This is a genomic window from Segeticoccus sp. (genome assembly GCF_035708005.1).
Map to the genome: position 1 here is coordinate 1 of NZ_DASSTI010000013.1, position 24,358 is coordinate 24,358.

General features: G+C 72.1%; 21 protein-coding genes. 8 read left to right on the forward strand and 13 right to left on the reverse strand.

Annotation, left to right across the window (positions count from 1 at the left end):
- Both VFL99_RS01135 and ligD read right to left on the reverse strand, forming a co-directional pair.
- Positions 1–1,580 (reverse strand): MFS transporter (locus tag VFL99_RS01135; RefSeq protein ID WP_325104479.1); only part of this gene is annotated, 1,580 nt, incomplete at its 3' end.
- Positions 1,581–1,811: 231 nt separating this feature from the next.
- The gene (gene ligD / locus VFL99_RS01140; RefSeq protein ID WP_325104480.1) at positions 1,812–2,786 is read right to left on the reverse strand and encodes a non-homologous end-joining DNA ligase; all 975 of its coding nucleotides are present in this window, start codon (positions 2,784–2,786) and stop codon (positions 1,812–1,814) included.
- Positions 2,787–2,822: 36 nt separating this feature from the next.
- Here ligD and VFL99_RS01145 point away from each other — a divergent pair, with 36 nt between their 5' ends.
- The gene (locus VFL99_RS01145) at positions 2,823–3,230 is read left to right on the forward strand and encodes a pilus assembly protein CpaE (RefSeq protein WP_325104481.1); all 408 of its coding nucleotides are present in this window, start codon (positions 2,823–2,825) and stop codon (positions 3,228–3,230) included.
- Position 3,231: 1 nt separating this feature from the next.
- Here the strand turns inward: VFL99_RS01145 and VFL99_RS01150 are convergent, their stop codons facing one another.
- The 6 genes from VFL99_RS01150 to VFL99_RS01175 all read right to left on the reverse strand — a co-directional run bounded on the left by VFL99_RS01150 (position 3,232) and on the right by VFL99_RS01175 (position 10,530).
- On the reverse strand, positions 3,232–3,918 hold the full coding sequence (locus VFL99_RS01150) for a thymidine kinase (RefSeq protein WP_325104482.1): 687 nt from the start codon (positions 3,916–3,918) through the stop codon (positions 3,232–3,234).
- A gap of 68 nt (positions 3,919–3,986) precedes the next feature.
- Entirely contained in the window at positions 3,987–5,135 is a 1,149-nt protein-coding gene (locus VFL99_RS01155) for an alkaline phosphatase family protein (protein ID WP_325104483.1), read from the reverse strand.
- A 14-nt stretch (positions 5,136–5,149) separates the two neighbouring features.
- Positions 5,150–5,740 (reverse strand): DUF5998 family protein, encoded by a 591-nt coding sequence (locus VFL99_RS01160; RefSeq protein ID WP_325104484.1) that lies wholly within the window; start codon positions 5,738–5,740, stop codon positions 5,150–5,152.
- A 5-nt stretch (positions 5,741–5,745) separates the two neighbouring features.
- Entirely contained in the window at positions 5,746–8,466 is a 2,721-nt protein-coding gene (locus VFL99_RS01165; RefSeq protein ID WP_325104485.1) for a bifunctional acetate--CoA ligase family protein/GNAT family N-acetyltransferase, read from the reverse strand.
- Positions 8,467–8,512: 46 nt separating this feature from the next.
- Complete coding sequence (locus VFL99_RS01170) at positions 8,513–10,018, reverse strand: sialidase family protein (protein ID WP_325104486.1); 1,506 nt, start codon at positions 10,016–10,018, stop codon at positions 8,513–8,515.
- Positions 10,015–10,530 carry an RNA polymerase sigma factor gene (locus tag VFL99_RS01175; RefSeq protein WP_325104487.1) on the reverse strand — a complete coding sequence of 172 codons (516 nt, stop codon included), beginning with the start codon at positions 10,528–10,530 and terminating at the stop codon, positions 10,015–10,017. The genes VFL99_RS01170 and VFL99_RS01175 overlap by 4 nt, the downstream gene beginning before the upstream one ends.
- A gap of 140 nt (positions 10,531–10,670) precedes the next feature.
- On the opposite strand from VFL99_RS01175, the gene VFL99_RS01180 reads away from it, so the two are divergent.
- Positions 10,671–12,449: an AMP-binding protein gene (locus VFL99_RS01180; protein ID WP_325104488.1), complete on the forward strand. Its 1,779-nt coding sequence runs from the start codon at positions 10,671–10,673 to the stop codon at positions 12,447–12,449.
- Between the two features lie 18 nt (positions 12,450–12,467).
- Here the strand turns inward: VFL99_RS01180 and VFL99_RS01185 are convergent, their stop codons facing one another.
- The 4 genes from VFL99_RS01185 to VFL99_RS01200 form a co-directional block, all read right to left on the reverse strand.
- A complete protein-coding gene (locus VFL99_RS01185; protein WP_325104489.1) occupies positions 12,468–12,956 on the reverse strand; it encodes a DUF2306 domain-containing protein in 489 nt (162 codons plus the stop codon).
- Positions 12,957–13,109: 153 nt separating this feature from the next.
- Positions 13,110–14,882, reverse strand: coding sequence for an aa3-type cytochrome oxidase subunit I (gene ctaD / locus VFL99_RS01190; protein ID WP_462283428.1), 1,773 nt, complete (start codon positions 14,880–14,882; stop codon positions 13,110–13,112).
- Between the two features lie 172 nt (positions 14,883–15,054).
- Complete coding sequence (locus VFL99_RS01195; protein ID WP_325104490.1) at positions 15,055–16,107, reverse strand: glucose 1-dehydrogenase; 1,053 nt, start codon at positions 16,105–16,107, stop codon at positions 15,055–15,057.
- A gap of 98 nt (positions 16,108–16,205) precedes the next feature.
- Positions 16,206–18,314, reverse strand: coding sequence for a RecQ family ATP-dependent DNA helicase (locus VFL99_RS01200; protein WP_325104491.1), 2,109 nt, complete (start codon positions 18,312–18,314; stop codon positions 16,206–16,208).
- 117 nt (positions 18,315–18,431) lie between these two features.
- Here VFL99_RS01200 and VFL99_RS01205 point away from each other — a divergent pair, with 117 nt between their 5' ends.
- A complete protein-coding gene (locus VFL99_RS01205; protein ID WP_325104492.1) occupies positions 18,432–19,292 on the forward strand; it encodes a SigB/SigF/SigG family RNA polymerase sigma factor in 861 nt (286 codons plus the stop codon).
- A gap of 102 nt (positions 19,293–19,394) precedes the next feature.
- On the opposite strand, the gene VFL99_RS01210 is transcribed toward VFL99_RS01205, so the two are convergent.
- Complete coding sequence (locus tag VFL99_RS01210) at positions 19,395–20,150, reverse strand: lysophospholipid acyltransferase family protein (protein WP_325104493.1); 756 nt, start codon at positions 20,148–20,150, stop codon at positions 19,395–19,397.
- A gap of 130 nt (positions 20,151–20,280) precedes the next feature.
- Between VFL99_RS01210 and VFL99_RS01215 the strand changes: the two genes are divergently transcribed.
- From VFL99_RS01215 to VFL99_RS01235, 5 genes are all read left to right on the forward strand, one after another.
- Positions 20,281–20,763: a MarR family winged helix-turn-helix transcriptional regulator gene (locus VFL99_RS01215; RefSeq protein WP_325104494.1), complete on the forward strand. Its 483-nt coding sequence runs from the start codon at positions 20,281–20,283 to the stop codon at positions 20,761–20,763.
- Positions 20,764–20,806: 43 nt separating this feature from the next.
- A complete protein-coding gene (locus VFL99_RS01220) occupies positions 20,807–22,024 on the forward strand; it encodes an MFS transporter (RefSeq protein WP_325104495.1) in 1,218 nt (405 codons plus the stop codon).
- Between the two features lie 102 nt (positions 22,025–22,126).
- Positions 22,127–22,903 carry a HipA family kinase gene (locus VFL99_RS01225; protein WP_325104496.1) on the forward strand — a complete coding sequence of 259 codons (777 nt, stop codon included), beginning with the start codon at positions 22,127–22,129 and terminating at the stop codon, positions 22,901–22,903.
- A 77-nt stretch (positions 22,904–22,980) separates the two neighbouring features.
- Complete coding sequence (locus VFL99_RS01230) at positions 22,981–23,361, forward strand: DUF3037 domain-containing protein (protein WP_414713699.1); 381 nt, start codon at positions 22,981–22,983, stop codon at positions 23,359–23,361.
- Positions 23,362–23,449: 88 nt separating this feature from the next.
- Positions 23,450–23,986, forward strand: a complete 537-nt coding sequence (locus VFL99_RS01235) for a YbaK/EbsC family protein (RefSeq protein ID WP_325104498.1) — start codon at positions 23,450–23,452, stop codon at positions 23,984–23,986.
- Positions 23,987–24,358: the final 372 nt, after the last annotated feature.

Genomic DNA, 24,358 nt, shown 5'->3' on the forward strand with positions numbered 1-24,358 from the left:
CCCAGCTCGGCCCGCAACGGCAGGATGATCCCCAGCCCGCCGCCGAGTACCCACCCCGTCTGCAGCAGGGTCTCCGAGCGCGCGAAGACGCTCGTGCGGACACGGTCCGGCACCTCGTCCTGGATGATCGAGTCGAGGGCCACCTTGCCGAGCTGTTGGCACAGCCCGGCGGTGAGGCCGAACAGCACCGCGGTCAGCAGCCCGAAGAACAGGGCGGTCGCCACGGCGACGACCACGTCGAGCACGAGCACCCCCATGACGATCAGCTGCGGCGGCCGGGTGCGCAGCAGCGCCCCCAGCCCCGTGCCGATCGCGCTACCCACGCCTGCGGCCCCCACGACCAGCGCCAGGAGCAGGCTCGTGCGGTGCTCCCAGCCCGGGAACGGGTGCGTGCGCAGCAGGAACGCCATGAAGATGGTGAGGAACCCCGACAGCGCTCGCAGGCCCACGTTGCACCGCAGCGCGAGCACGACCGCCCGGGTGACGCCGTGGCGCAGCCGGTTGAGCCGCCGCTTGACTGGCTCGAGCACGTCGACGTCGTCCTCCCCCTCGGAGGAGTCGACGCGCGCCGGCAGCAGGATGGCCTGGATCGTGCCGCCGATGAAGACGAGGAAGGCGAAGCGCAGCGTCCACGCCGGCCCGATGAACGACAACCCGGCCGCGATGGGACCGCCGATCGCGCTGCCGGCCAGGCCGGACATGTTCATGCGGGCGTTGGCCTTGACCAGCGAGACCTTCGGGGGAAGGAGGCGAGGTGTGGCGGCTGCGCGCGTGACGCCATACGCCTTGGCCGAGATGAGCACGCCGAGGGCGGCACCGAACTGCCAGTCCGAGCCACTCGCGACCGCGGAGGCGAGCACCCACGCCAAGAAGGCCCGCAGCGCCAGGGTCGCCCCGATCGCCCAGCGGCGGCCGCGGCGGTAGCGGTCGAGGAACGGGCCGATCAGTGGGGCGATGACGACGAACGGCAGCATCGTGAGGCCGAGGAACAGCCCCACCTGCCCGCGGGCCTGGGCCGACGGCACCTGGAAGAACAACGTCCCGGCCATGGCGACCGCCACCGCGGCGTCGCCGGCCGTGCTGACGGCGTTCAGCTCGAACAGCCGCGCCAGGCCTGACTCCCCCGCGCCCTCCGCATGGCTCGCCCGGCGCGCCAACCGGTATGCCGAGTGCGCCCCTCGCCCGGTCACCCGCGCGCTGGCGCGTGCTCCCCTGCCGACGTGCCGCCCGGCGGAGGCGAAGCGGCCGCGGCGCTCCTCCCCGTCCGCCGCCTCCGGGGGCTGGTCGCCAGCAGAGGAGTCACGGCCGTCACGGGAGTCACGGCCGTCATGGGGTTCATGGGAGTCGTGGCGGTCATGCCTGCCTCGCACGTCACGGGCGTCGTGGAGGGAACGGCCCGGCTCGGGCAGCTCGCGCGTGCGCTCGGGGATCGGCCGGGTGGGGGCCTCCCGGCCGGCCGCGGTCGACCCCTCGGGCGGGGCTCCAGGCCGGTCGGACGTCTTCCGGTACCGGTTGTCCGCGCCCCGGGCGGAGCGGTTCTGCGCCCCGGCACCGTCGTGGGATCGGTCGCTGAAGGGCACCCCTCCATCTTGCCGTCTCCGCCCGACAGCGCGGGGGTGCCTCGCGCGCTCCCCCGGGAACTCCACCGTTTCGCAACCCGCTGCCGCTCGCGGGAGGATCGACGGTACGCCCTGACGGGTCCCGCGCCTCAACCCCGCGTATCAACCCCGCGTATCAACCCCGCGCATCTTTGGGACGTTTCCGCTGCTGTGGCCGCCGAAACGTCCCAAAGATCGGCAAGGAGGGGGCCGTCAGGCCTCGGCGTCGGCGTCCGCCGGGACCTCGGCGCCGGCGGCCTCGTCCCGGTCGGCCCACTCCAGCAGCGTCTCCAGCGAGTAGGGGTGGTCGTCGATCCCGGCGTGGACGTCGCCGAGCCGGGCGAACCGGTCCGGCACGGTGGCGATCGTGCAGTCGCCCGGGACGACGTGGTCGACCTCGTCCCAGGTGATCGGGGTCGACACGGTCGCCTCGGGCCGGCCACGCACCGAGTACGCACTGGCGATCGTGTGGTCCCGGGTGTTCTGGTTGTAGTCGACGAACACCGCCGCCGGGTCGCGGTCCTTGCGCCACCACGTGGTGGTGACGTCCTCCGGCATACGTCGCTCCACCTCCCGTGCGAAGGCCAGAGCCGCACGACGAACCTCCGGGAAGCCCCAGCGCGGCTCGATCCGGACGTAGACGTGCAGCCCCTTGCCCCCCGAGGTCTTGGGCCAGCCGACCGCACCCAGCTCGTCGAGCACCTCGTGCGCCACGTGGGCGACCCGGCGGACCCGGTCGAAGGGGCAGTCCGGCATCGGGTCGAGGTCGATGCGCCACTCGTCGGGGCGCTCGGCGTCGGCGCGGCGCGAGTTCCACGGGTGGAACTCGACGGTGGACATCTGCACCGCCCAGATCACCGAGGCGAGCTCGGTGACGCACAACTCGTCGGCGTCCCGGTTGTAGCGCGGGAAGTGCACCCGCACGGTCTGCACCCAGTCGGGCGCACCGCGGGGCAGCCGCTTCTGGTGGACCTTCTCCCCCTCGATGCCCTCGGGGTAGCGGTGCATCATGCACGGCCGCTCGCGCAGCGCCCGGACGATGCCGTCGCCGACGGACAGGTAGTAGCGGGCCAGGTCGAGCTTGGTGGCGCCGAGCTGGGGGAAGTAGACCCGGTCGGGGTGCGTGATCCGCACCGTGTGCTCCCCGACGGTCAGCTCCTCCGCGGGCGTGGCGGCCTTGGCTCCCATCTGCCCAACCTACTGGTGCTCGGGCACACTGGTCAGGTGCTCTCCCTCGAGCTCGCGCTGAGGTTGCAGGACGCCGGCATCACGTGGGACGACCCGGCGCCCGGGGACCGGTTCGTCGTGCCGGTCGAGCAGCTGCAGGACATGGTGTTCGTCCTCAGCGACATGACCACCGAGGTGCACGAGTTCCCCACCGGCCCGCTGATCGGGTTCAACGGCACCACGGAGTGGGCGCTGGACAGCGTCCGCAAGTCCGAGGTCGTCTGGTTGCCGCGAGAGTCCCAGCTCCGCGCGATGTTGGGCGAGGCGTTCGTGCGGCTGGAACCGGTCGGCGACGGGCTGGTCGTGGTCGTCCGTGTCGACGGCGAGGAGGCCCGGCTCGTCGACATCGACGCCGAACGGGCTTATGCCCGAGCGGTGCTCGCCGTCCACGGGCAGCCGGCCTGAGTCACGACGGTGCCACGCGCCCGGGCAGCGGGCACAGGTCGAGGTCGAAGGGCAGCACCTCCGGTGCGGTGGCTTGGGCACGGGCGGCGTGGGACGTCATACGGCGCATGTAGTGCCGGCGGCACAGCACCTCGTACTCCACCACTCCCGCACGTGCCGCGCCGGTGTCGCCGACCACGACCTGCTCACCCTCCACGACCATCTCGCCGTCGAGCACGCGGGCGTTGTGCGTGGCCTTGCGCCCGCACCAGCACAGCGCCTCGACCTGCAGCGGCTGCACGCGGTCGGCGAGCTCGATGAACCGCTGCGACCCGGGGAACAGGCAGGTCCGGAAGTCGGCGGTGATCCCGAACGCGTAGACGTCGATGCCCATCTCGTCGACCAGCCGCGCGAGCTGCTCGACCTGTTCGGCTGTGTAGAACTGTCCCTCGTCACAGATCAGGTAGTCGACCCGTCGCCCGTGCGTGGCCTGTCCCACCACGACGTCCCAGAAGTCGAGCTCCGGGGTGACCTCGAGCGCCGGCGTCGACAGCCCCAGCCGGGAGGACAGCACCGCCTCGCCCGCCCGGTCCCGGCTGGTGAAGAGCAGGCCAGCCAGTCCCCGTGCCGCGTGGTTGTGGTCGGTCTGGAGGGCGAGCGTCGACTTGCCGCAGTCCATGGTCCCGGAGAAGAAGACGAGCTCAGCCACGAGCCCCCACTGTATGCCGTACGCTCGCCGGTCCCAGCCCGGCCACCGGGTGCCCGCTCCTCCGACGTTCAGGCCACGGCGCGAGCGGGCTGGTGCAGCAACGGGATTCCGAGCTCGTCGTCGCTGAGGGAGCCGTGCACCCCGAGCAGCCGGATGATCTGCGGCCGCATGAACCGGGAGTCGACGACCGCGAAGCCGTCGCCCATCGCGATCACGAGGTCGCCGATGCGCGGCACCACCCGGTCGGCGACGGCACCGAACCACCCGAGGGCGACGGCCTCCTCGCGGGTGCGGACCTGCGCACGGTCGCCGACCCGGCCCTGCCAGGTGCGCCGGACGTCCTCGGCCGCGCCCGGCTCGCAGTAGAGCTGCAGTCCGCGCGGCTCGCCGCCGACGAGACGGATGCCCGCAGACAGCTCGGCGTCGTCGGCGAGGTCGATGCGCTGCTCGTGCGGCACGTCGACCATGCCGTGGTCGGCCGTGACGAGCAGTGCCGTGTCTGCCGGCAGGGACCGGGCGAGGCGGGCGAGCGCGGCGTCGATCGCCTCCAGCTCGTCACCCCACTGCCACGACCGGCAGCCGTGGACGTGGCCGACCTTGTCCAGGTCGCCCCAGTAGAGGTAGACCAGCGCCCGCGGTGACCGGCGCAACACCTCGAGGGTGAGGTCGACGCGCTGCTCGAGGCCCGCCGCCGCGGCGAACGACCCGCCCCGCAGCGCGGCGTTGGTCAGCCCCGAGCCGTCGAAGTAGGCCGGGCCGATGCGGGTCACGTCGACGCCGGCGGCCTCGGCCCGCTCGAACACGGTCTGGCTCGGCTGCCAGGCGAACGGGTCCGGCCCCTTCTCCCAGGACAGCTCGTTGAGCAGCCGGTCCTCGCCGGGCACGCGCACCTGGAAGCCGACCAGCCCGTGCGTGCCCGGGGGCAGTCCGGTCCCGAACGTGCCCATGCTCGTCGCGGTCGTGGACGGGAACCCGCAGACGAGCCGCCGCCCCGTCGGCAGGAGGGTCCGCAGGAACGGCGCGTGCCCGCCCCGCTGGATCAGCAGGTCGTGGCCGAGCCCGTCGACGAGCACGACGACCGCGCGACGCGCCTGCGGCAGCTCCAGCAGCCCCCGCTCGGCCGCGGGCCCCTGGGTGAACGGCGGTATGCCGAGCGCGCGCGCCACCGAGGGCAGCACCGTGGCGAGCCCTCCGGCGTCGTAGGCCGGTTCGCTCACGTCCCCTCCCCCGGTCAGTGCCCGATGGCGGTCGACAGCGTCCGCGCGAAGTGCAAGGCCTGGTCCAGCACGTCCTCCCCGTCGACGTCGGCGCTGATCCGCAGCGCAATGTCATCGGCGGTGATGGTGCCCTCGTAGCCGTGGTCGGCCTCGCACGAGGGGTCGCCGCAGGAGGCGGGCACCAGGTCGACCCGGCTGACCGTGCCCCAGCCGAGGGTGACCGTGACCTCACGGCCGAGGGACCCCGGTCGGTAGGCGTCCGGGTCGGTCACCACGTGCGTGAGCATCACCCCGCGCACGGCGTGCAGCGGAACCGTCTCGGAGGTCGCGGTCGCCAACGGCTTGCCGGCCCCCTCGGCGGGGTGGTCGTCGGCGTGCGCGATGACCAGGCGGGTGCCGGTGACCGCCAGCACGGTGATGTGCCGCATGACGGTGTCCTGGTCGAAGGTCGTCTCCTGGTGCACGAGGTGCGAGACCACCGGGTCGCCCGCGACGGCCGCGGCCGTGACGTCGGTGACCAGCGCGGGGTAGTAGCCGGCGCGCTCGATGTCACGGCGCAGGTCGGCCGGGAGCGGGTGGGAGGTGGTCGAGGTCTGACGAGCCATGGTCCTCATCTTCCCGCATCGGGAAGCGCCCTCCGCGCGGTGTCCGTGCGCTGGGGGGCTGGGGCGATGGTGATCTCGGCGCCGAGGACCTCCACCCCGCCGCCGTGGGAGTTGACCGGGTTGAGCACCATGGAGGCCACCTCGGGCACGTCGTCGGCGAGCACCGAGGCCCGGGCGACGAGGTCGGCGAGCGCGTCCCGGTCGACCGGCTGGCTGCCCTTGCGGCCGAACAGCAGCGGAGCGGCCTTGACCGACCCGATCAGCTCGGTGACGTCCACCTCGGTCAGCGGCGGGATGCGGTAGCCGACGTCGTCGAGCAGCTCGGTCGGCAGGCCGGCGATGCTGAACGACAGCACCGGCCCGAACAGCGGGTCCTCGCTGGTCGTCACGACGCACGCGACCCCCGGGGTGGCCATCCGCTGCACCACGAACCGGTCGGCGTGCAGCGGCGCGAGGCGTTCCTGCATCACCTCGAACGCCTCCCGCACGGACGCCTCGGTGCGCAGGTCCACGCGGATCCCGGTGAGCCCAGCCTGGTGCCGCAACAGCGGAGAGACCGACTTCAGCACCACGGGGTAGCCCACCTGCTCGGCGGCGGCGACCGCCTCGTCCGCGGTGCCGGCCGGCAGCGACTGCCACACCGGGATCCCGTAGGCCGCGAGCAGCGCGCGCGCCTCGTCCGGCTGCAGGGCCCGTCCCGCGGGCGAGCCGGCCAGCACCTCGTCGACGATCCGCTCCGCAGCGTCGCGGTCCAGCCCCTCGGGCTGCACCCGGGTGCCGTGGTCGCGGGCACGCCACTCCCCGTAGCGGGTCGCCGCCGCGAGCGCGCGCACCGCATCCTCCGGGGTGCCGTATGCCGGCACGGTGCGTCGGCGCGCCCCCTCACCGGAGGCCTCCCCCGAGAGGGCGTCGGTCACCCCCCGCATGCCGAGGAAGGTCGCCACGCACGGCTTGTCCCCGCGGTCTGCGGCGCGGGCGACGACCCGGGCGACCTCCTCGTCCTGGGTGGCCACCGGCGGGATGAAGCAGGTCGCCACGCTGTCGACGTCGGGATCGTCGAAGGCCGCGTCGAGCGCGGCGGCGAACTCCTCGGCGGTGGCCTCCGAGCGCACCGACACCGGCCCGTGGCTGACCTCCAGCCCCCAGCTGAGGGCAGCGTCCGCGCTCAGCGCACCCAGGGCCTCGGAGTTGCTGACGATCCCGACGCGGGACCCGGCGGGCAGCGGCTGGTGCAGGACGAGCTGGGCGACGTCGAAGAGCTGGTGCACGTTCTCCACCCGGATCACGCCGGCCTGGCGCAACATCGCGTCGAAGGCCTCCGGGCGGGCCCGGCTGACCCGCACCCGGTGCCCCGGGGGCACGCCGTAGGAGGAGACCCCGGACTTGATGACGATGACCGGCTTGGTCCGGGCGAGGTTGCGGGCGATCCGGGAGAACTTGCGCGGATTGCCCATCGACTCCAGGTAGAGCCCGACGGCGTCGGTGGCCGCGTCGTCGATCCAGTACTGCATGAGGTCGTTGCCGGAGACGTCGACCCGGTTGCCGGCGGAGGCGAAGACCGAGATGCCCAGGCCGCGGCGGGTCGCGGAGGCGAGCACGGCGATGCCCAGTGCGCCGCTCTGGGCGAACAGCCCGAGCCGCCCGGCCTGGGGGAACTCCGGCGACAACGAGGCGTTGAGCCGGACCGCCGGGTCGGTGTTGATGAGACCGAAGGAGTTCGGGCCGACCACCCGCATCCCGTTCAGCCGGGCCGTGCGCAGCAGCTCGGCCTGGCGCCGCTGCCCCTCCTCGCCGGCCTCGGCGAAACCGGCCGAGGCGACCAGCAGGTTGCGCACCCCGCTCTCGGCGCAGTCGCGGACCACGTCGAGCACGGACTCCGCCGGCACCGCGATCACGGCGAGGTCGACCGGCTCCCCGAGGTCGCTGACCCGCGCGACCGTCGGGAGCCCGGCCACCTCCTCGGCGTCGTGGTTGACCGCGTGCACGGTGCCGGTGAACCCGCCCTCGACGAGGTGCTGCAGCAACCGGGCGCCGATCGCCCGCTCACGGCGGCTGGCCCCCACGACCGCCACGGAACGTGGCGTCAGCAGCCGGCCCACCGACACCGACTCGGCGCGGTGCTCGCGGGTCATCCGCACCGCCTGGCTCTGCTCGGTGGGCTTGACCTGGAAGGAGACGGTGATGACCCCGTCGTCGAAGCGGTGGGTCACCTCGTAGCCGGCGTCGGCGAAGACCGAGATCATCCGGCGGTTCTGCGGCAGCACGTCGGCGACGAACCGCTCGACGCCGGCCTCGCTGGCGATGGCGGCGAGGTGCTCGAGCAGCACCGAGCCGAGCCCGCGCCCGTGGAAGGCGTCGGAGATGTTGAACGCCACCTCGGCGGTGCGTCCGGCCGGGGTGTCCGGCGCGTCGAGCCGGTCGTAGCGGGCGATACCGATGATCTCGCCCTTCACCTCGGCGACGAGCGCCACCCGCTGCAGGTAGTCGACGTGGGTGAACCGCTCGACGTCACGGTCGCTGAGCCGCCGGATCGGCGCGAAGAAGCGCAGGTAGACCGACTCGGCCGACTGCCGGGCGTGGAAGCGGTGGATGGCCTCCGCGTCGGCCGGCGTGATCGGGCGGACGTGCGCCACGGAGCCGTCCCGGAGCACGACGTCAGCCTCCCACTGGTGGGGATAGCCGGCGGGGAGTGCGCTCTCCGCGGTCGGGTCGGGCGGGGTGGTCACTGGCACAGGATGGCACGCCGGACCGACCTGCCCGGGCCGCGCGGGCTCAGGACGCGGGCGAGGCCGACGCCAGGAAGGAGACCTGCTCCCAGTGCTCGCCGTTGTCGACGCTGCGCCAGTAGCTGTTGTCGCTGCCGGAGAGCGCGTAGAACTCGCTGCCGCCGGGGGCGCCGACCCACAGCCAGCCGCCACGAGCGGCCGGCGGGCGGGCGGGTGCGTGCCACGTGCTCCCTCCGTCGTCGCTCACCTGGAGAGGCGTCGTGCGGGCTCCCCCCTGCGGGGACCGCACGGCGGCCGCGACCAGGTGCCGGTCATCGGAGGCCGCGAGCGACACACCGCGGCCGGCCGGCAGGCGCAGCCGGTCACCGACCACCTGCCAGACCTGCCCGTCATCGAGGCTGCTCTGCACCTGCCAGACCGTGGGGCCGCCGCACAGCGCGAAGACCGTGGGCTGGCCGACCGGGTCCGCGGACGGCGCGAGCGACTGCAGCGGCGAGCCGGCGCAGCCGGGCGACCCGTTGAGTGGAGCCAGCCCCCCGTTGACCAATCGGGCCGCTCCGATCGGCGGCTGCGGCACCACGGCCCAGTCGGGCACGAGGTAGACGCGGCCACGCTGGGCGTAGAGCTGTGCCCCGGCCAGCACCCCGCCCTGCGGCTCGGTGGCGATCGGCTCGTTGATGCCGTTGGCGGTGATGGAGACCCGGCTCAGCTGCAGGACGCCGCGGCACAGCCCCTGGCTGTCGCAGCCGCTGGTCGTGGCCACCGACACCTGGTAGCCGTCGGTCTCCAGGTCGACGACGTTCTGTCCGGGGTGCGGGTAGTCGTGCCAGGTCTGTCCGCCGTCCCGGGTGATCTTGAGGCCGCCGCCGTAGACCCAGCCGATGCCGGGGTTGGCGAACCGCACCTGGGTCAGCGCGTCGGGGGGCGGCACCCGCCCCGGCTGACCGGAGGACGTGCCCGCCTGCTCCGAGGTGAAGACGTGGACGGTGTGCCACGTGAGGCCGTCGTCCTGCGACCCCACGAGGGTCGGGCAGCGCCGGTCGCCGCAGTCGCTGGAGCCCATGGCGTAGAGGTAGCCGCCCCCGGAGTTGCTCAGCGAGGTCGCGGTGAACGAGTTCGGCACCGGGGTCTCGGGCTGGGGGCTGGGGGCCGGCGGCCCGGACGCCGTGCCGGACGACGTGGGCCGGGGTCCGACCGAGGCCGTGGTCGGAGGCGGCGCGGCGGTCCGGTGCTGGCTGTGCGAGGGGCCGGAGGTGGCCGCGGTGACCTCCGGTGAGGGGGTGAACCGGCCGCCGGTCACGATCGCGACCCCTGCGACCGCCCCGACCACGGCCGCGGCGGCCGCCCCCGCCACGTAGCCGGTCCAGCGCCACCGGTGCGGACGCTGGGACTCGCGCACGATGCGCTGCCACCGCAGGTCGCCCGCCGGCTCCTGGCGCACATCGGCCCGCTCCCGGGCGAAGAACCGCGCCACCGGGTCGGCCGGGTCGTCCTGCCAGTGCTCCTCCTCCCAGCGCTGGTCGCGCGAGCGGTCCTCAGGCCCGGGGGTCATCGCACCTCCTCCAGCAGGGCAGCCATCCGGCCGCGGGCGTCATACAGGTCACGCTTGATGGTTCCTTCCGACTTGCCGAGCTGGCGCGCCACCTGGGCCACGGACAGGTCGGCGTAGTAGTGCAGGAGCACCGGCATCCGCAGCCGCTGCGGCAGGCTCTCCACGGCGTCGCGGACGGTCAGTCGGGTGGCCGGGTCGAGGCCGGGGTCGGGTGCGCGGTCCGGGTCCTCCCGGCCGGCCTCCATCCGCTCGTAGGCGCTCGCCTCCCGGCCCCGCTTGCGCCAGTGGTCGCGGACCAGGTTGGCCACCGTGGCGTAGAGCCAGGCCCGCGGCTCATCGACGGTCCCCCAGTGGCGCAGCAGTCGCACGAACGCCTCGGTGACGATGTCGTGGGCGAGGTCGGGGTCGCTGACCAGCTTGGTGGTCCAGCCCACGAGCATGCCGTAGTGCGCGTCGTAGACCTCCCGGACCGCACCCTCGGCCGACACGTGCGCCGACCGGGACACCACCACTACGCCGCTCCCCCTCTGCCGGGTACGGGGCAGGCCACCGGCCACCGCTGTCGTCACGTCTGTTGTGACGACGCTACAACCGCTGTGGTTGGCGTGGATTTCCCCCCGTACGCCCTTGCGCGGCTGGCTAGGGTCGGTCCATGACGACTGCCGATGCGCACCAGCTCTTCCGCGACGCACGAGACCGGCTCCTGTCCACCCGCACGGACCAGGCCCGCGCCGTCGCCGACTACGTGCCCCCGCGCCCCGCCGAGTTCAACTGGGCCCTGGACTGGTTCGACCGGGTCGCCGCGACCCCGGAGACCGGGCAGCGCGCCGCGCTGCGGATCATCGACCAGGGCGGCTCGGGCGGTTCCCCCTCGGTCGAGCAGACCATGACGTATGCCGAGATGTCCCGTCGTTCCTCCCAGGTCGCCGCCTGGCTGGCGCACCTGGGAGTGCGCCGCGGTGACCGGGTACTGCTCATGCTCGGCAACCAGGTGGAGCTGTGGGAGACCCTGCTGGCCTGCACCAAGCTGGGCGCGGTCGTCATCCCCGCGACGACGCTGCTCACCTCGGCCGACCTGCGCGACCGCATCGACCGGGGCGCGGTGCGGCACGTGGTGGTCGGCGCCGACGACACGGCCAAGCTGGCGGACGTGCCCGGCGACTACACGCGGGTCGCGGTCGGCGAGCGCAGCGGCGGCGAGGGCTGGACGGCATACCGCGACGCGCAGTCGTTCGAGGGCGAGTTCACGCCGGAGGGCACGACGAGAGGTGACGACACGCTGCTGCTCTACTTCACCTCCGGCACCACGGCGCAGCCGAAGCTGGTCGAGCACACGCAGACGTCCTACCCGGTTGGTCACCTCTCGACGATGTACTGGATCGGGCTGCAGCCGGGCGACGTGCACCTCAACATCTCCTCCCCCGGCTGGGCCAAGCACGCGTGGAGCTCCTTCTTCGCGCCGTGGAACGCCGAGGCGACAATCCTCGTGGTGAACCAGCCGCGGTTCGACGCGGCGGCACTGCTGCAGGTGATGGCCGATGAGGAGGTGACGACCTTCTGTGCGCCCCCGACGGTCTACCGGATGCTCATCCAGCAGGACCTGGCCGCGTGGAAGGACCGGCTCTCGGTGCGCGAGATGGTCGGCGCGGGTGAGCCGCTCAACCCCGAGGTCATCGAGCAGGTGCGCACGTCGCTGGGCAGGACGATCCGTGACGGCTACGGCCAGACCGAGACCACGGCCCAGGTGGGCAACTGCCCGGGGCAGGAGCTGGTGCTCGGGTCGATGGGGAAGCCGCTGCCCGGCTACGACGTGGTGCTGCTCGACCCGGTCACCGGGGAGGAGCGCACCGGGCCCGGCGAGGAGGGCGAGCTGTGCCTGCGCCTGGACGGGCCGGGCGGCCGGCCGGTCGGGCTGATGACCGGCTACCACGGTGACGGCGGGCGCACGGACGAGGCGATGCGGCACGGCGCGTACCACACCGGGGACGTCGCCGTCCGCGACGATCGCGGCTACATCACCTACGTCGGCCGGGCCGACGACGTCTTCAAGGCCTCGGACTACCGGATCTCGCCGTTCGAGCTGGAGTCGGTGCTCATCGAGCACCCGGCCGTGGCGGAGGCCGCCGTCGTCCCGTCACCGGACCCGACGCGGTTGTCCGTGCCGAAGGCATATGTCGTGCTCGCGACCGGGCACGAGCCCACCAAGGAGACCGCCGAGCAGATCCTGCGCTACGCCCGCGAGCACCTGGCGCCCTACAAGCGGATCCGCAGGATCGAGTTCGGTGAGCTGCCCAAGACGATCTCGGGCAAGATCCGGCGGGTCGAGCTGCGCGGCCGGGAGGACACCGCCCACGGCACGGGTGACGACGTCACCGTGCGGGCCAGCGAGTTCGAGTTCTGGGAGAGCGACTTCCCCGACCTGAAGGCCTGACGCCTCGGTGGGCTGGGATTACCCGGCCGGTGTCGTCGCGGCCTCGGGCGTCTGCGCGCGCCGCAGCATCCGGGTCACGACCGCGACGAACAGGAGACCAACGGCCACGACGACGGCGGTGAGCAGCGTCATGGCCGCCCAGTCCTGCCGGAACGCCTGCGGCACCAGCCTGCTCGGCACGGCCACGACACCGACGAGGGCACCGAGCAGGCCGAGGTAGGTGCCGATCATGTTGGCGGCGTGCCGAGGCACGTTGCCGCGGCGGGCGTGCCACAGGCCAAGGCTGAGCGTGACGATCGTGAGCACCGACAGTGCATGGATCCAGCTGAAGCGGCCCGGCCGCAACTGCTGGATGAAGAACGACGAGAACGCCGTGAAGTACATGAGCCCCACCCAGACCCGGCCGATCAAGCGGTGTGGTCCGTCCCCGCGGCGTCGCCGGAGCACGTTCACGGCACCGAGGACGAGGGCGAGGGTGGCGACGACGGCGTGCGTGCCGACGAGCACGCTCCAAGCATGGGCGGTGGCGATCATGGCGGGCCCCCGAGTGGGTGCGGCGGCACTGGGCAGTGCCTCGTTGGATAGTCCTACTACCCAAACCTAGCCGGTCCGCCCGCCCGGCGGAAGGCCCGCCCGGTGGCGCGCTGCTGAGCTGGTGGGCTACTCGTCCGGCGGCTGTTCGTGCCGCATCTGCTCCCGGCCGCGGTCCTCGCGCTCCTCGCGGTCCATCTGCGGACCACCGCCGATGCGCTCCAGCGTCCCCGGATCGGGCGGCGGCGCGTCCGTCGCGGCGATGTCCTGGTGGTGCAGGTCGAAGGCCGGCCGGTCGGAGCGGATCCGCGGGATGGAGTCGAAGTTGTGCCGCGGGGGCGGACAGGAGGTGGCCCACTCCAGGCCACCGCCGTAGCCCCACGGGTCGTCCGTCTCGACCTTGGGGGCGTTGCGGTGGGTGATCCACACATTCCACAGGAACGGCAGGGTGGAGGCGCCCAGGATGAAGGCGCCGATGCTGGAGATGTCATTCATCCACTGGAAGTGGTCCTCGGGCAGGTAGTCCGCGTAGCGCCGCGGCATGCCCATCACGCCGAGCCAGTGCTGGATCAGGAAGGTGGTGTGGAAGCCGATGAACAGCATCCAGAAGTGCACCTTCCCCCAGAACTCGTCGAGCATCTTGCCGGTGAGCTTGGGCCACCAGAAGTAGAAGCCGGCGAACATGGCGAACACCACCGTGCCGAACACGACGTAGTGGAAGTGCGCCACGACGAAGTAGGTGTCGGTGAGGTGGAAGTCCAGGGCCGGACTGGCGAGGATCACCCCGGTCAGGCCGCCGAACAGGAAGGTGACCAGGAAGCCGAGCGACCACAGCATCGGTGTCTGGAACGTGATCGAGCCGCGCCACATCGTGCCGATCCAGTTGAAGAACTTGATGCCCGTCGGCACGGCGATCATGAAGCTCAGCACCGAGAAGAACGGCAGCAGCACCTGGCCGGTGGCGAACATGTGGTGCGCCCACACGCCCATCGACAGCGCCGCGATGGAGATCGTCGCGAAGACCATGCCCTTGTAACCGAACACCGGCTTTCGCGAGAAGACAGGGATGACCTCGGTGATGATGCCGAAGAACGGCAACGCGATGATGTAGACCTCCGGGTGCCCGAAGAACCAGAACAGGTGCTCCCACAGCATCGCCCCGCCGTTCTCGGGGACGAACACCTGCGCGCCGAGGATGCGGTCCGCTCCGAGCCCGAACAGCGCGGAGGCCAGCACCGGGAAGGCCATCAGGACCAGCAGCGACGTGACGAGCGTGTTCCACGTGAAGATCGGCATCCGCCACATCGTCATGCCCGGCGCCCGCATGCAGATGATGGTCGTGATGAAGTTGACCGCGCCCAGGATCGTGCCGAAGCCGGTCATGATGAGCCCGAAGTCCCACAGGTTGCCGCCCAGGCCGGGACTGTAGTCCGGTCCGGACAGCGGGTTGTAGGCGAACCAGCCGAACGCAGCGGCGCCGTCCGGCGTCAGGAAGCCGGAGACGACGATGAGGCCGCCGAAGAGGAACAGCCAGTACGACAGCATGTTCAGTCGCGGGAACGCGACGTCGGGCGCACCGATCTGCAACGGCATGATCGCGTTGGCGAACCCCGCGAACAGGGGCGTGGCGAACAGCAGCAGCATGATCGTGCCGTGCATCGTGAACAGCTCGTTGTACTGCTGCGGGTCACGGACGATCTGCAGCCCCGGCTCCCACAGCTCGGCGCGGATCAGCATGGCCATGATGCCGCCGAGCAGGAAGAAGCAGAAGGTGGTGGCGAAGTAGAGGTTGGCGATGACCTTGTGGTCGGTCGTGGTCAGCCAGTAGCCGATCTTGGCCCCTCTGCGGTGCTCGCGATAGGCGCCGGTGTGCGAGAGACCGGGATGTTCCAGGATCGCCACGAGGGGACCTCCTCCAGTGCGCCGTGGTGCGGCACCCGCTTCCGCCCGTGGTTGACCTGGCGCGCGCCGACCTGCTGCTCCAGCATCGCCCATGCTCGTGCAGCTCGGGAAGATCCGCACGTGCAAAACGCAAAAGATCTCCCGAAAGCCGGCACGAGCCCGCGCGAGGGGGTCAGGAGGCCAGCGTGAGCACCACCTTGACGTCCTCCTCCTGCGCGGTGAACGCCTCGGCGAACTTCTCCAGCGGCACCCGCCGGGAGACCAGGCGCTGCAGCCAGCTCGTGTCGGCCTTGCCGAGGGCCTCCGCCGCCGCCTTCCAGTGGTCGACGTTGGCGTTCACCGACCCGAAGACCGCGTCGTTCTCGAGCACGATCTCGCGGTTCAGGGAGCCGGCGTCCACCGAGATCGACCGGCCGATGCCGGAGATGCCGGTCAGGCACACCAGCCCGTAGGACGCGTTCGCCGCCATCGCACCGAAGACGAGCTGGCCCACGCCGGTGCACTCGATGATGATGTCCGGCTTCACCTTGTCCGTGGCCGCGTCGAGCCCGTCGTGGTGGTAGGTCCCGCCCAGGTCCGCGACGAGCTGCGGCTTGGGGCCGCTGGTGACCTGGTCGAGCACGTGGACGTCCAGCCCGCGCTGGGCGCCCAGCAGGGCGGCGAGCAACCCGATCGGTCCGGCGCCGGTGACCAGCACCGACGTCGGCTCGAACCATGCCCGCGCGCCGATCTTCTCCACCTGGTCCCAGGCCTTGGCCACGACGCTGGTGGGCTCCATGAGCATGCCCACCTCGGACAGTCCCGGGTCCAGCTTGATCGCGTAGTCCGGCTCGACCGTCCAGGCCTCACTGGCGTAGCCGTCCAGCTCCTTGATGCCGCGCTCGGTGTACTGCCCGTTGCGGCACATGTCGAACTGGCCGTGGGCGCACGCCCCGCAGGGAACCGGGTCCGGGCGCCGCACGACGCCGGCGACCAGGTCACCAGCCGCGAAGCCGCTGCCCTGCGGCGCCTGCCGCACGCGGCCGAGGGACTCGTGCCCGATCACGAGCCGGTCGCGCCCCGGAGGCGCCCAGCCGTAGTCGCCGGCCGCGAGCTCCTTGTCCGTCCCGCAGACGCCGACGGCGAGTCCGTCGACGAGCAGCAGGTCGTCCGACGGCTCGGGGTCCGGCACGTCGGTGACGGCCAGCGAACCCTTCGACTTCGGCTGCAGGGTCAGTGCGCGCATCGCTCGGGACTCCTTCGTTCGGCATCGCTTGACACGGCGCCGACGGGTCCACGCGGCGCCCCTCGCACACTAGCGCCGGGGCGCGGCCCCGCCCGCCCTCAGGGGCGCCGGTGGACCAGCAGCGGCAGCACCCGCGCAGCCCCCGCCCGCCGCAGCAGCGCCGCGCCGACGGTCACCGGCCACAGCGTGGAGCTCGCGTCGACGACGAGCAGCACGCACCGGCCGGCCACGGAGACCGGGTCGTCCAGGTGCACGACCTCGCGCCACTGTGCCGCCTCCGCACCCGAGCCCAGGTCCGGGCCGGGCACCGCGCCGGTGACCGAGAGCGAGGCCCGGTCGAGCCGGCCCACGGTCGCCAGGTGGTCGGCCAGGGAGACCACCAGCCGCGGCCGTCCGGCGGCCGGCAGCCCGACCACCACCTCCGGCCGCGCCGCCCACTCGCGCCGCCACCGGCTGAGCGTGCGCACCCCCGCCTCGAGCAGATCCGGCGGCGCCTCGAGGTCCGCGGCGTCCAGGCGGCGCACCAGTTCGCGCCACTCGGGCGCATCCCGCAGCACGAGGACCCGACCGGGGTCGGCCAGCTCCCCCGCCGGGATGCGCCCACGCGCGCCGAACGCCCCGCCCGGCCACATCTTGCGCGGGTCCAGCAGGTGGTCCCCGTCACGCAGCGCCTCGGTGACCCGGCGGACGGTCTCCGTCTGCGGCCGCTCGGCGAGGCCGTCCGGCAGCCGCCCGAGGCACACCGAGCACCGGCCGCAGGGCTCGGCGCCCTCGTCGTCGAGCGACTCCTGCAGCAGCTGCATGAGGCAGCGCGCCCCGCGGGTGTAGTCCCGCATGATCGCCGCCTCGCGCCGCCGGGTCGCCACGATCCCCTCGTAGTGCTTGTGCGGGTAGCTCCACGGCTGCCCGGTCGCCAGCCAGCCGCCGTCGACGCGCTGGACCACCCGGTCCACGGCCAGCTGCTTGAGCATGAGCTCCACCCGACCGCGGCGCAGGCCGGTCTCCGCCTCGAGGGAGGGGACGCTGGCAGGTGAGCTCTCGGCATACCCCTGCAAGGCGGTGAGCAGGCGCGCGACCTGGTCGGGGTCGGGGATGGTGGCCGTCGCGAAGTGGTCCCAGACGCCCTCGTCCGCCCCCGACGGCAGGAGCGTGACCAGCGCATGGTCGATGGCGCGGCCCGCACGGCCGACCTGCTGGTAGTACGCCACCGGGGTCGGCGGCGACCCCAGGTGGACGACGAACCCCAGGTCGGGCTTGTCGTAGCCCATCCCGAGCGCCGACGTGGCCACGAGCGCCTTGACCTCGTTGCGGCGCAGCTCCTCCTCCAGGCGCACCCGCTCGTCGGGGTCCAGTCCCCCCGTGTATGCCGCCACGCGGCAGCTCTGCCCGTGCACCTCCCGCAGGACCTCGGTGAGCCGCTCCGCGTCGGCCACCGTCAGCGTGTAGACCACCCCCGAGCCCGGCAGCGACGGGAGGTGGTCGACCACCCACGCATAGCGCTCCACCGGGTGCATCGACGGCACCACCGCGAGCTGCAGGCTGCGCCGCCCCAACGGCCCCCGCAACACCGTCGCCTCCTCCGAGAGCTGGTCAGCGACGTCCTGCGTCACCCGCGCGTTCGCGGTTGCGGTCGTGGCCAGCACGGGCGTGGCCGGGTTGAGCTCGCGGAGCAGGTCGGCGACCCGCCGGTAGTCGGGCCGGAAGTCGTGGCCCCAGTCGGAGACGGCGTGCGCCTCGTCGACCACGAGCAGGCCCAGCCGCCCGGCGAGAGCCTCGAGGACCCGCCGGCCGAACGCGGGGTTGGCCAACCGCTCCGGCGACACCAGGAGCACGTCGAGCTCGCCCGCGAGCAGCCGCCCCTCGACCTGCTGCCAGTCGTCGACGTTGGCGGAGTTCACGCTCGCGGCCCGCAGGCCGGCCCGCTCGGCGGCGAGCACCTGGTCGCGCATGAGGGAGAGCAGCGGGGACACGACCAGCGTGGGGCCGGCTCCGGCCGCGCGGCCGATCGCCGTGGCCGCCCAGTAGACGGCGGACTTCCCCCACCCCGTGGCCTGCACGACGAGGACCCGCGCACCCGGCCGACGCAGCGCCCGGATGGCCTCCCACTGGTCCTCCCGCAGGGACGCCTCGGGACCGGCGAGAGCAGTGATGACGCGTTGCGCGACAGACTCGTCAACACTGGTCAAGGATTCGGTCAACTCGGTCACCATTCGAGAGTATTCGCCCCCTTCGTGTTGCCATTTCGTGACATTCGTGTTGGGCTGAATGAGCGTGGTTCAGCAGCGAGCCACCTTCGCAGAAGCATTTCTTCCGGAGGTATCGCTGTGACGGCTTCTCCATCCATCGACATCTCGACCACCGCACCACAGACGTCTGACAGGCACGTTTCGGACGGGGTCGACACCCGTGTCCAGCCCTGGGAGGGCGACCCGGGCACGCTCACCGTCGAGGACCGTCTGGCCGAGGCCGCCGAGGTCACTGACGCCGAGCGCGAGGAGATCCTCGCCGAGGTCATCGTCGACCAGCTCCCACTCGCCCGCAGCATCGCGGCGCGCTACCGCGACCGCGGGGAGCCGCTGGAGGACCTCGTCCAGGTCGCTTCGATGGCCCTCGTGATGGCGGTCAAGCGCTATCGCCCCGGGCACGGGGTCTCGTTCTCCGCCTTCGCGGTCCCCACGATCACCGGGGAGCTGCGCCGGCACTTCCGCGACCACGGGTGGTCCATCCGGCCGCCCCGCCGCGTGCAGGAGCTGCGTCCGCGGCTGCGTCAGGGCATTGAGGACCTGACCCAGGAGCTGCACCGGCCGCCGAGCGTGGCCGAGCTGGCCGAGCACCTCGACGTGCCGGCCGAGGAGATCCTGGAGACCCAGTCGGCCACGACGTCCTACCACAACCTGTCCCTGGACGGGCCCGTCCGCCAGTCCTCCGGCGACGACGTCTCCGCCTCGCTGAGCGACACCGTCGGCGCCCCGGATGACGGGTTCGAGCTGGTCGTGGAACGGGTGTCGGCGGCCCCGCTGCTCGCCAGCCTGTCCGAACGGGACCAGCGCGTGCTCGCCCTGCGCTACTTGGACGGGTGCACGCAGCAACAGATCGCCGACGAGATCGGGGTCACCCAGATGCAGGTGTCCCGGCTGCTGAGTCGGTCGCTGCAGCGGCTCCAGGCCCTCGCGGCGCAGGACTGAGGTCAGGGCACAGGACTGACTCGGCACACGACTGACTCGGGACTGAGCGAGGCCGGAAGTTGGGCGGGGCAACAGGCCTGAGCCGCCGCTGACGCGCCCCGCTCAGGCAGGTTCGTCCTGCGCCGGGCTCGTCCTGCGCTCCTGCTGGTCCAGCAGGGCCGCCTCCTCGAGCGTCGGGGCGAGGCCCCCCAACCGCGCCGGCAGGAAGACTCGCTCGTGGCCGGTCAGCGGCGGGTACTCCTCCTGCTCCCGGTGCAGCATGCCGGTCATCTGCTCCCGCAGGGACGCAGTGACCTCCTCGGCGTCGCTGCCCCGAGGTGGCGTCAGCGGCTCACCGACCGTGATGCTGATCGGTATGCCGGTCCGCCCCAGCCGCTTCGGGTGACCCTTGGTCCACACCCGCTGCGACCCCCACACGACGGTGGGGAGCAGCGGTACCTTCGCGGCCAGCGCCATCCGCACGGCGCCGCTCTTGAAGTCCTTGAGCTCGAAGGACCGGGAGATGGTCGCCTCCGGGAAGACGCCCACGATCTCGCCCTCGCGCAGCGCGGTGAAGGCCTGCCGGAACGAGGAGGCCCCCGCCTCACGGTCGACGGGGATGTGGTGCATGCCGCGCATGAGCGGCCCGCTCACCGGGTGCCGGAAGACCGACTCCTTGGCCATGAAGCGCACGAGGCGACCGGCCGGACGGGCCGCCAGGCCGGCATACGCAAAGTCCATGTAGCCGATGTGGTTGATGACCATCACCGCACCACCGGTGGTGGGCACGTGCTCGCTGCCGCGGATCCGGAAGCGCAGGCCCTCGGCCGCGAACAGCGCGCGGGCGAAGGCGATCACCGACGAGTAGACCGGTTCCATGCCCCAACCGTAGAGGCAAGCCGCCGCGTGGTCGCACCGTGCGTGGGCGCGTGCCGATCGCCGGCTGGTGCTCACAGCGTCGCCGGACACCCTGTTGGCGTTACATAGTTTTGCTATGTATTATCTCCCCATGCCTTCCGCCCGTCTGGTTCCCCGCGTCGCCGGCGACCCCGGTGACGGCGGTGACCGCGGCACCCTCGGTCTGGAGCTGCTCGACACGATCGCGCGGCTGTCCCGCTGGGCGACCAGCCGCGCCGACTTCGACGTCGCTCCTGCACAGGCCCGCCTCCTCGCGCACGTTCAACAGGTCGGCCCGGCACGGACCGGGGACCTCGCCCGTGCCGACCACTGCACCCAGCCCACGATGACCGGACAGCTGCACCGGCTCGAGCAACAGGGGTGGGTGCGGCGACTGTCCGACCCGACCGACGGCCGGGCCAGTCTCGTGGAGATCACCGACGAGGGCCGCCGCGCCCTGGGCGAGGTCCGCGCCGCACGAGAACGGGTCATTGCTCCCCTGCTCGCCCAGCTCTCCAGCGAGGAGAGGCAGCAGCTCAGCCAAGGGCTGGCCGTCGTCCAGCGGCTGATGACCTTCGAGCCCGACCAGGCCTGACCCCTCCCCCACCCACCACCCTCTCCAAGGAGCCGCGCCGCACATGTTGCGCCAACCCAAAGCCGTTCTCGCCGTGGCGTTTGCCTGCGTCATCGCCTTCATGGGAATCGGCCTCGTCGACCCCATCCTCAAGCCCATCGCCGACGAGCTCGGCGCCAGCCCCTCCCAGGTGTCGCTGCTGTTCACCAGCTACATGGCGATCATGGGCGTCGCCATGCTCATCACCGGTGCGGTGTCGAGCCGGGTGGGCGCGAAGCGGACCCTGCTCGCAGGTCTGGTGATCATCATCATCGGCGCCGGCATGGCCGGCCTCTCCCACGGCGTGACCGGCATCATCGCCTGGCGGGCCGCCTGGGGCCTGGGCAACGCGCTGTTCATCGCGACCGCCCTCGCCACAATCGTGCAGTCGGCGAAGGGCTCGGTCGCGCAGGCGATCATCCTCTACGAGGCCGCGCTCGGGGTCGGCATCGCCGCCGGCCCGCTCGTCGGTGGCGTGTTGGGGAACCTCTCCTGGCGTGGGCCCTTCTTCGGCGTCTCCGTGCTCATGTTCGTCGCGTTGGTCGCTACGGTGTTCATGCTGCCGGCCACGCCGAGGGCGCCACGCAAGACCTCCCTTGCCGACCCGATCCTCGCGCTGCGCCACCGCGGCCTGCTGATGACCGGGCTCACCGCGCTGCTCTACAACTTCGGGTTCTTCACCCTGCTGGCCTTCACCCCGTTCCCCCTGAACCTCGGCGCCATCCCTGTCGGATTCATCTTCTTCGGCTGGGGCGTGCTGCTCGCGATCACATCCGTCTTCCTCGCCCCGCGGCTGCAGCGCCGGTTCGGCACCCTGACCTCGATCACCGTGGCACTGCTCGGGTTCGCGGTCCTGCTCGCGATCATGGCGCTGTTCACCGACTCCCGGCTGGTCCTCATCGTCTGTGTGGTCCTCGCGGGCGGCTGCCTCGGCGTCAACAACACCCTCATCACCGAGACCGTGATGAAGGCTGCCCCGGTCGAGCGCGGTGTCGCCTCCGCGGCCTACAGCTTCGTCCGGTTCTCCGGCGGCGCCGTCGCGCCCTGGCTGGCCGGCAAGCTCGGCGAGGAGATCAACCCGCACGTGCCGTTCTGGGTCGGTGCCGCGGCTGTCGTGCTCGCCGTGCTCGCGCTGAACCTGGCGCGCCGGCCGCTGGCCCACATCGACCAGGAGCCCGAGCACGGCGCTCCGGCCGAGCACAGCGAGGACGAGGCGGAGTTCGTCACCGCCGGCGACGCCTGACCGGTTCCCTCCGGACGCGTTTCTCTGGGACGTTTGCGCTGGTGCGGTAGCGCAAACGTCCCGAACAAACGCAGGCCCGACCCGGCTCGCTAGGCTGCGCGGGTGCTCGAATCGGTCCAGGCGATCCGCTATGTGACGCCGCTGCGCGAAGGTGGTTCGCTCCCCGGCATCGTGGAAGCGGACGACCTCGGCACCTATGTGCTCAAGTTCCGCGGCGCCGGCCAAGGCCCCAAGGTGCTGGTCGCGGAGGTGATCGTCGGCGAGCTGGGGCGAGCGCTCGGCATACCGGTCCCCGAGCTGCGGGCCGTGCAACTGGACGCGCAGATCGCCCGTTACGAGGCCGATGAGGAGGTCCAGGACCTGCTCACCGCCAGCGTCGGCCTGAACCTGGGGGTGGACTTCCTGCCCGCTTCCTTCGGGTATGACGGGTCCGCGCCTCCCCCGCCCGAACTCGCCTCGCGCATCCTGTGGCTGGACGCGTACACCGCGAACGTGGACCGCACGTGGTCGAACCCGAATCTGCTGACGTGGCACGGGAACACGTGGTGCATCGACCACGGGGCAGCGCTGTACTTCCACCACTCCTGGCCCAGCAAGGGCTCGCGCCCAGAGGTGTTCGCCGCGCAGCCGTTCGACGCGTCGACCCACGTGTTGCGCGACGTGGCCACGGAGGTGGAGGCGCTGGACTCCACGCTGTCGCAACAGGTTTCGGAGGCGTTGCTGCACGAGGTGGTGGCGCAGGTCCCGGAGGACTGGCTGGAGCCGGCGCCCGGGCTGGACGATCCGGGAGCCGTGCGGTCGGCATACGTCGACAACCTGCTGGCCCGGCTGGCCGGTGGGCGACCGTGGCTGCCGCGGTTCGAGGAGGCGGCCTCGTGAGCGCCTCCGCATCGTCCGACGCGAGGGGCGTAGGCACGGCGGACGGCGAGTTGGCCTCCGTCGGGACGGGACCCGGCATGGAACGGGTGGGCTACCAGTATGTCGTCCTGCGGTGTGTGCCGCGGGTCGAGCGCGAGGAGTTCCTGAACGTCGGGGTGGTGCTCTACAGCCAGCGGCGCGACTTCCTCGACGCGGCGTTCCGATTGGACCCGGCGCGGCTGACGGCCTTCGCCCCCGGTCTGGACCAGGAGCACGTGCGGGCGGCCCTCGACACGGTCTGCGCGATCTGCCGGGGCGAGACGCGGCCGGGGCTTCCGGTGCTGGTCAAGCTGGGGGCGCGGTTCGGGTGGTTGACGGCGCCGCGGTCCACCGTCGTGCAACCGGGGCCGGTGCACGGTGGGCTCACCGACGACCCGGCGGCCGAGCTCGTCCGCCTGCTGGACCAGCTGGTGGGGTGAGGGGGCCAGTCGCCGCATTCCTCACGCCGTCGTGACAGCCGCAGCCCTGGGCACCGTCCGTCCCGGTGCAGCGACTAGGGTGCCGATCGTGAGCGACGTGCACGTGGAGTTCGTGCCTGCGAAGGACCGCCTCGAGTTGCTGGCGCCCACCGTGGCTGCGGCACTGGCCGACTGGGCGGGCCTCCCGGAGGCAGAGGTCGCAGAGATCGACCCAGAGATCTCCGACACCGCGGCCCTGGTCGCCGCCAGCGACATCCTGATGGAGGACTGCGCCAACTGCGTGGTCGTCGGGGGGAAGCGGGCCGGCGACGAGCGCATCGCCGCCTGCCTCGTCCTCGCCACCGGGCGGGCCGACGTCAACAAGGTCGTGCGCAAGCGGCTGGACGTCCGGCGCGCAAGCTTCCTCCCGATGGACGACGCGGTCGCGCGCAGCGGCATGGAGTACGGCGGCATCACGCCTGTCGGTCTGCCGCCGGAGTGGCCCATCTGGGTGGACCCGTCGGTCCTCGCCCGCGAGCACGTGGTGATCGGCGCCGGGCGACGGGCCGCCAAGCTGCGGCTGCCCGGACGCCTCATCGCGGACCTGCCGGGCGTTGAGGTCGTCGAGGACCTCGCGCTGAGCTGAACGCGCTGGGCCGCGTCGTCCCCATGACTCGGCTCACCTCCTGCGTTGTCCCCAGACCCGCGCGACGGGCGCACTCTGTCGGTGGCCTCCCCTAGTCTTATCGAACAAGCTTCCGAAGACGGCGCGTAAGACCGCCCAGCCGAGCGGTGGGATCGGACCGAACCGACGGGCCGCCGTCCTGGGAGCAAGGGACGGCTCGGGGTGGGCACAGTGGGGAGGACCGATGGCCGCAGGACCGATGGCGGCACAGCAGGGACGGCCGGCCGCACCACCGCGGGCCGGTCGGCAGACCGCAGAGGAGCCGCGTTCCATCGCGGACGAGGTGTCGAGCGCGCTGCTGCGCATGGCCGGTGTCACGGTCCTGCGGACGTC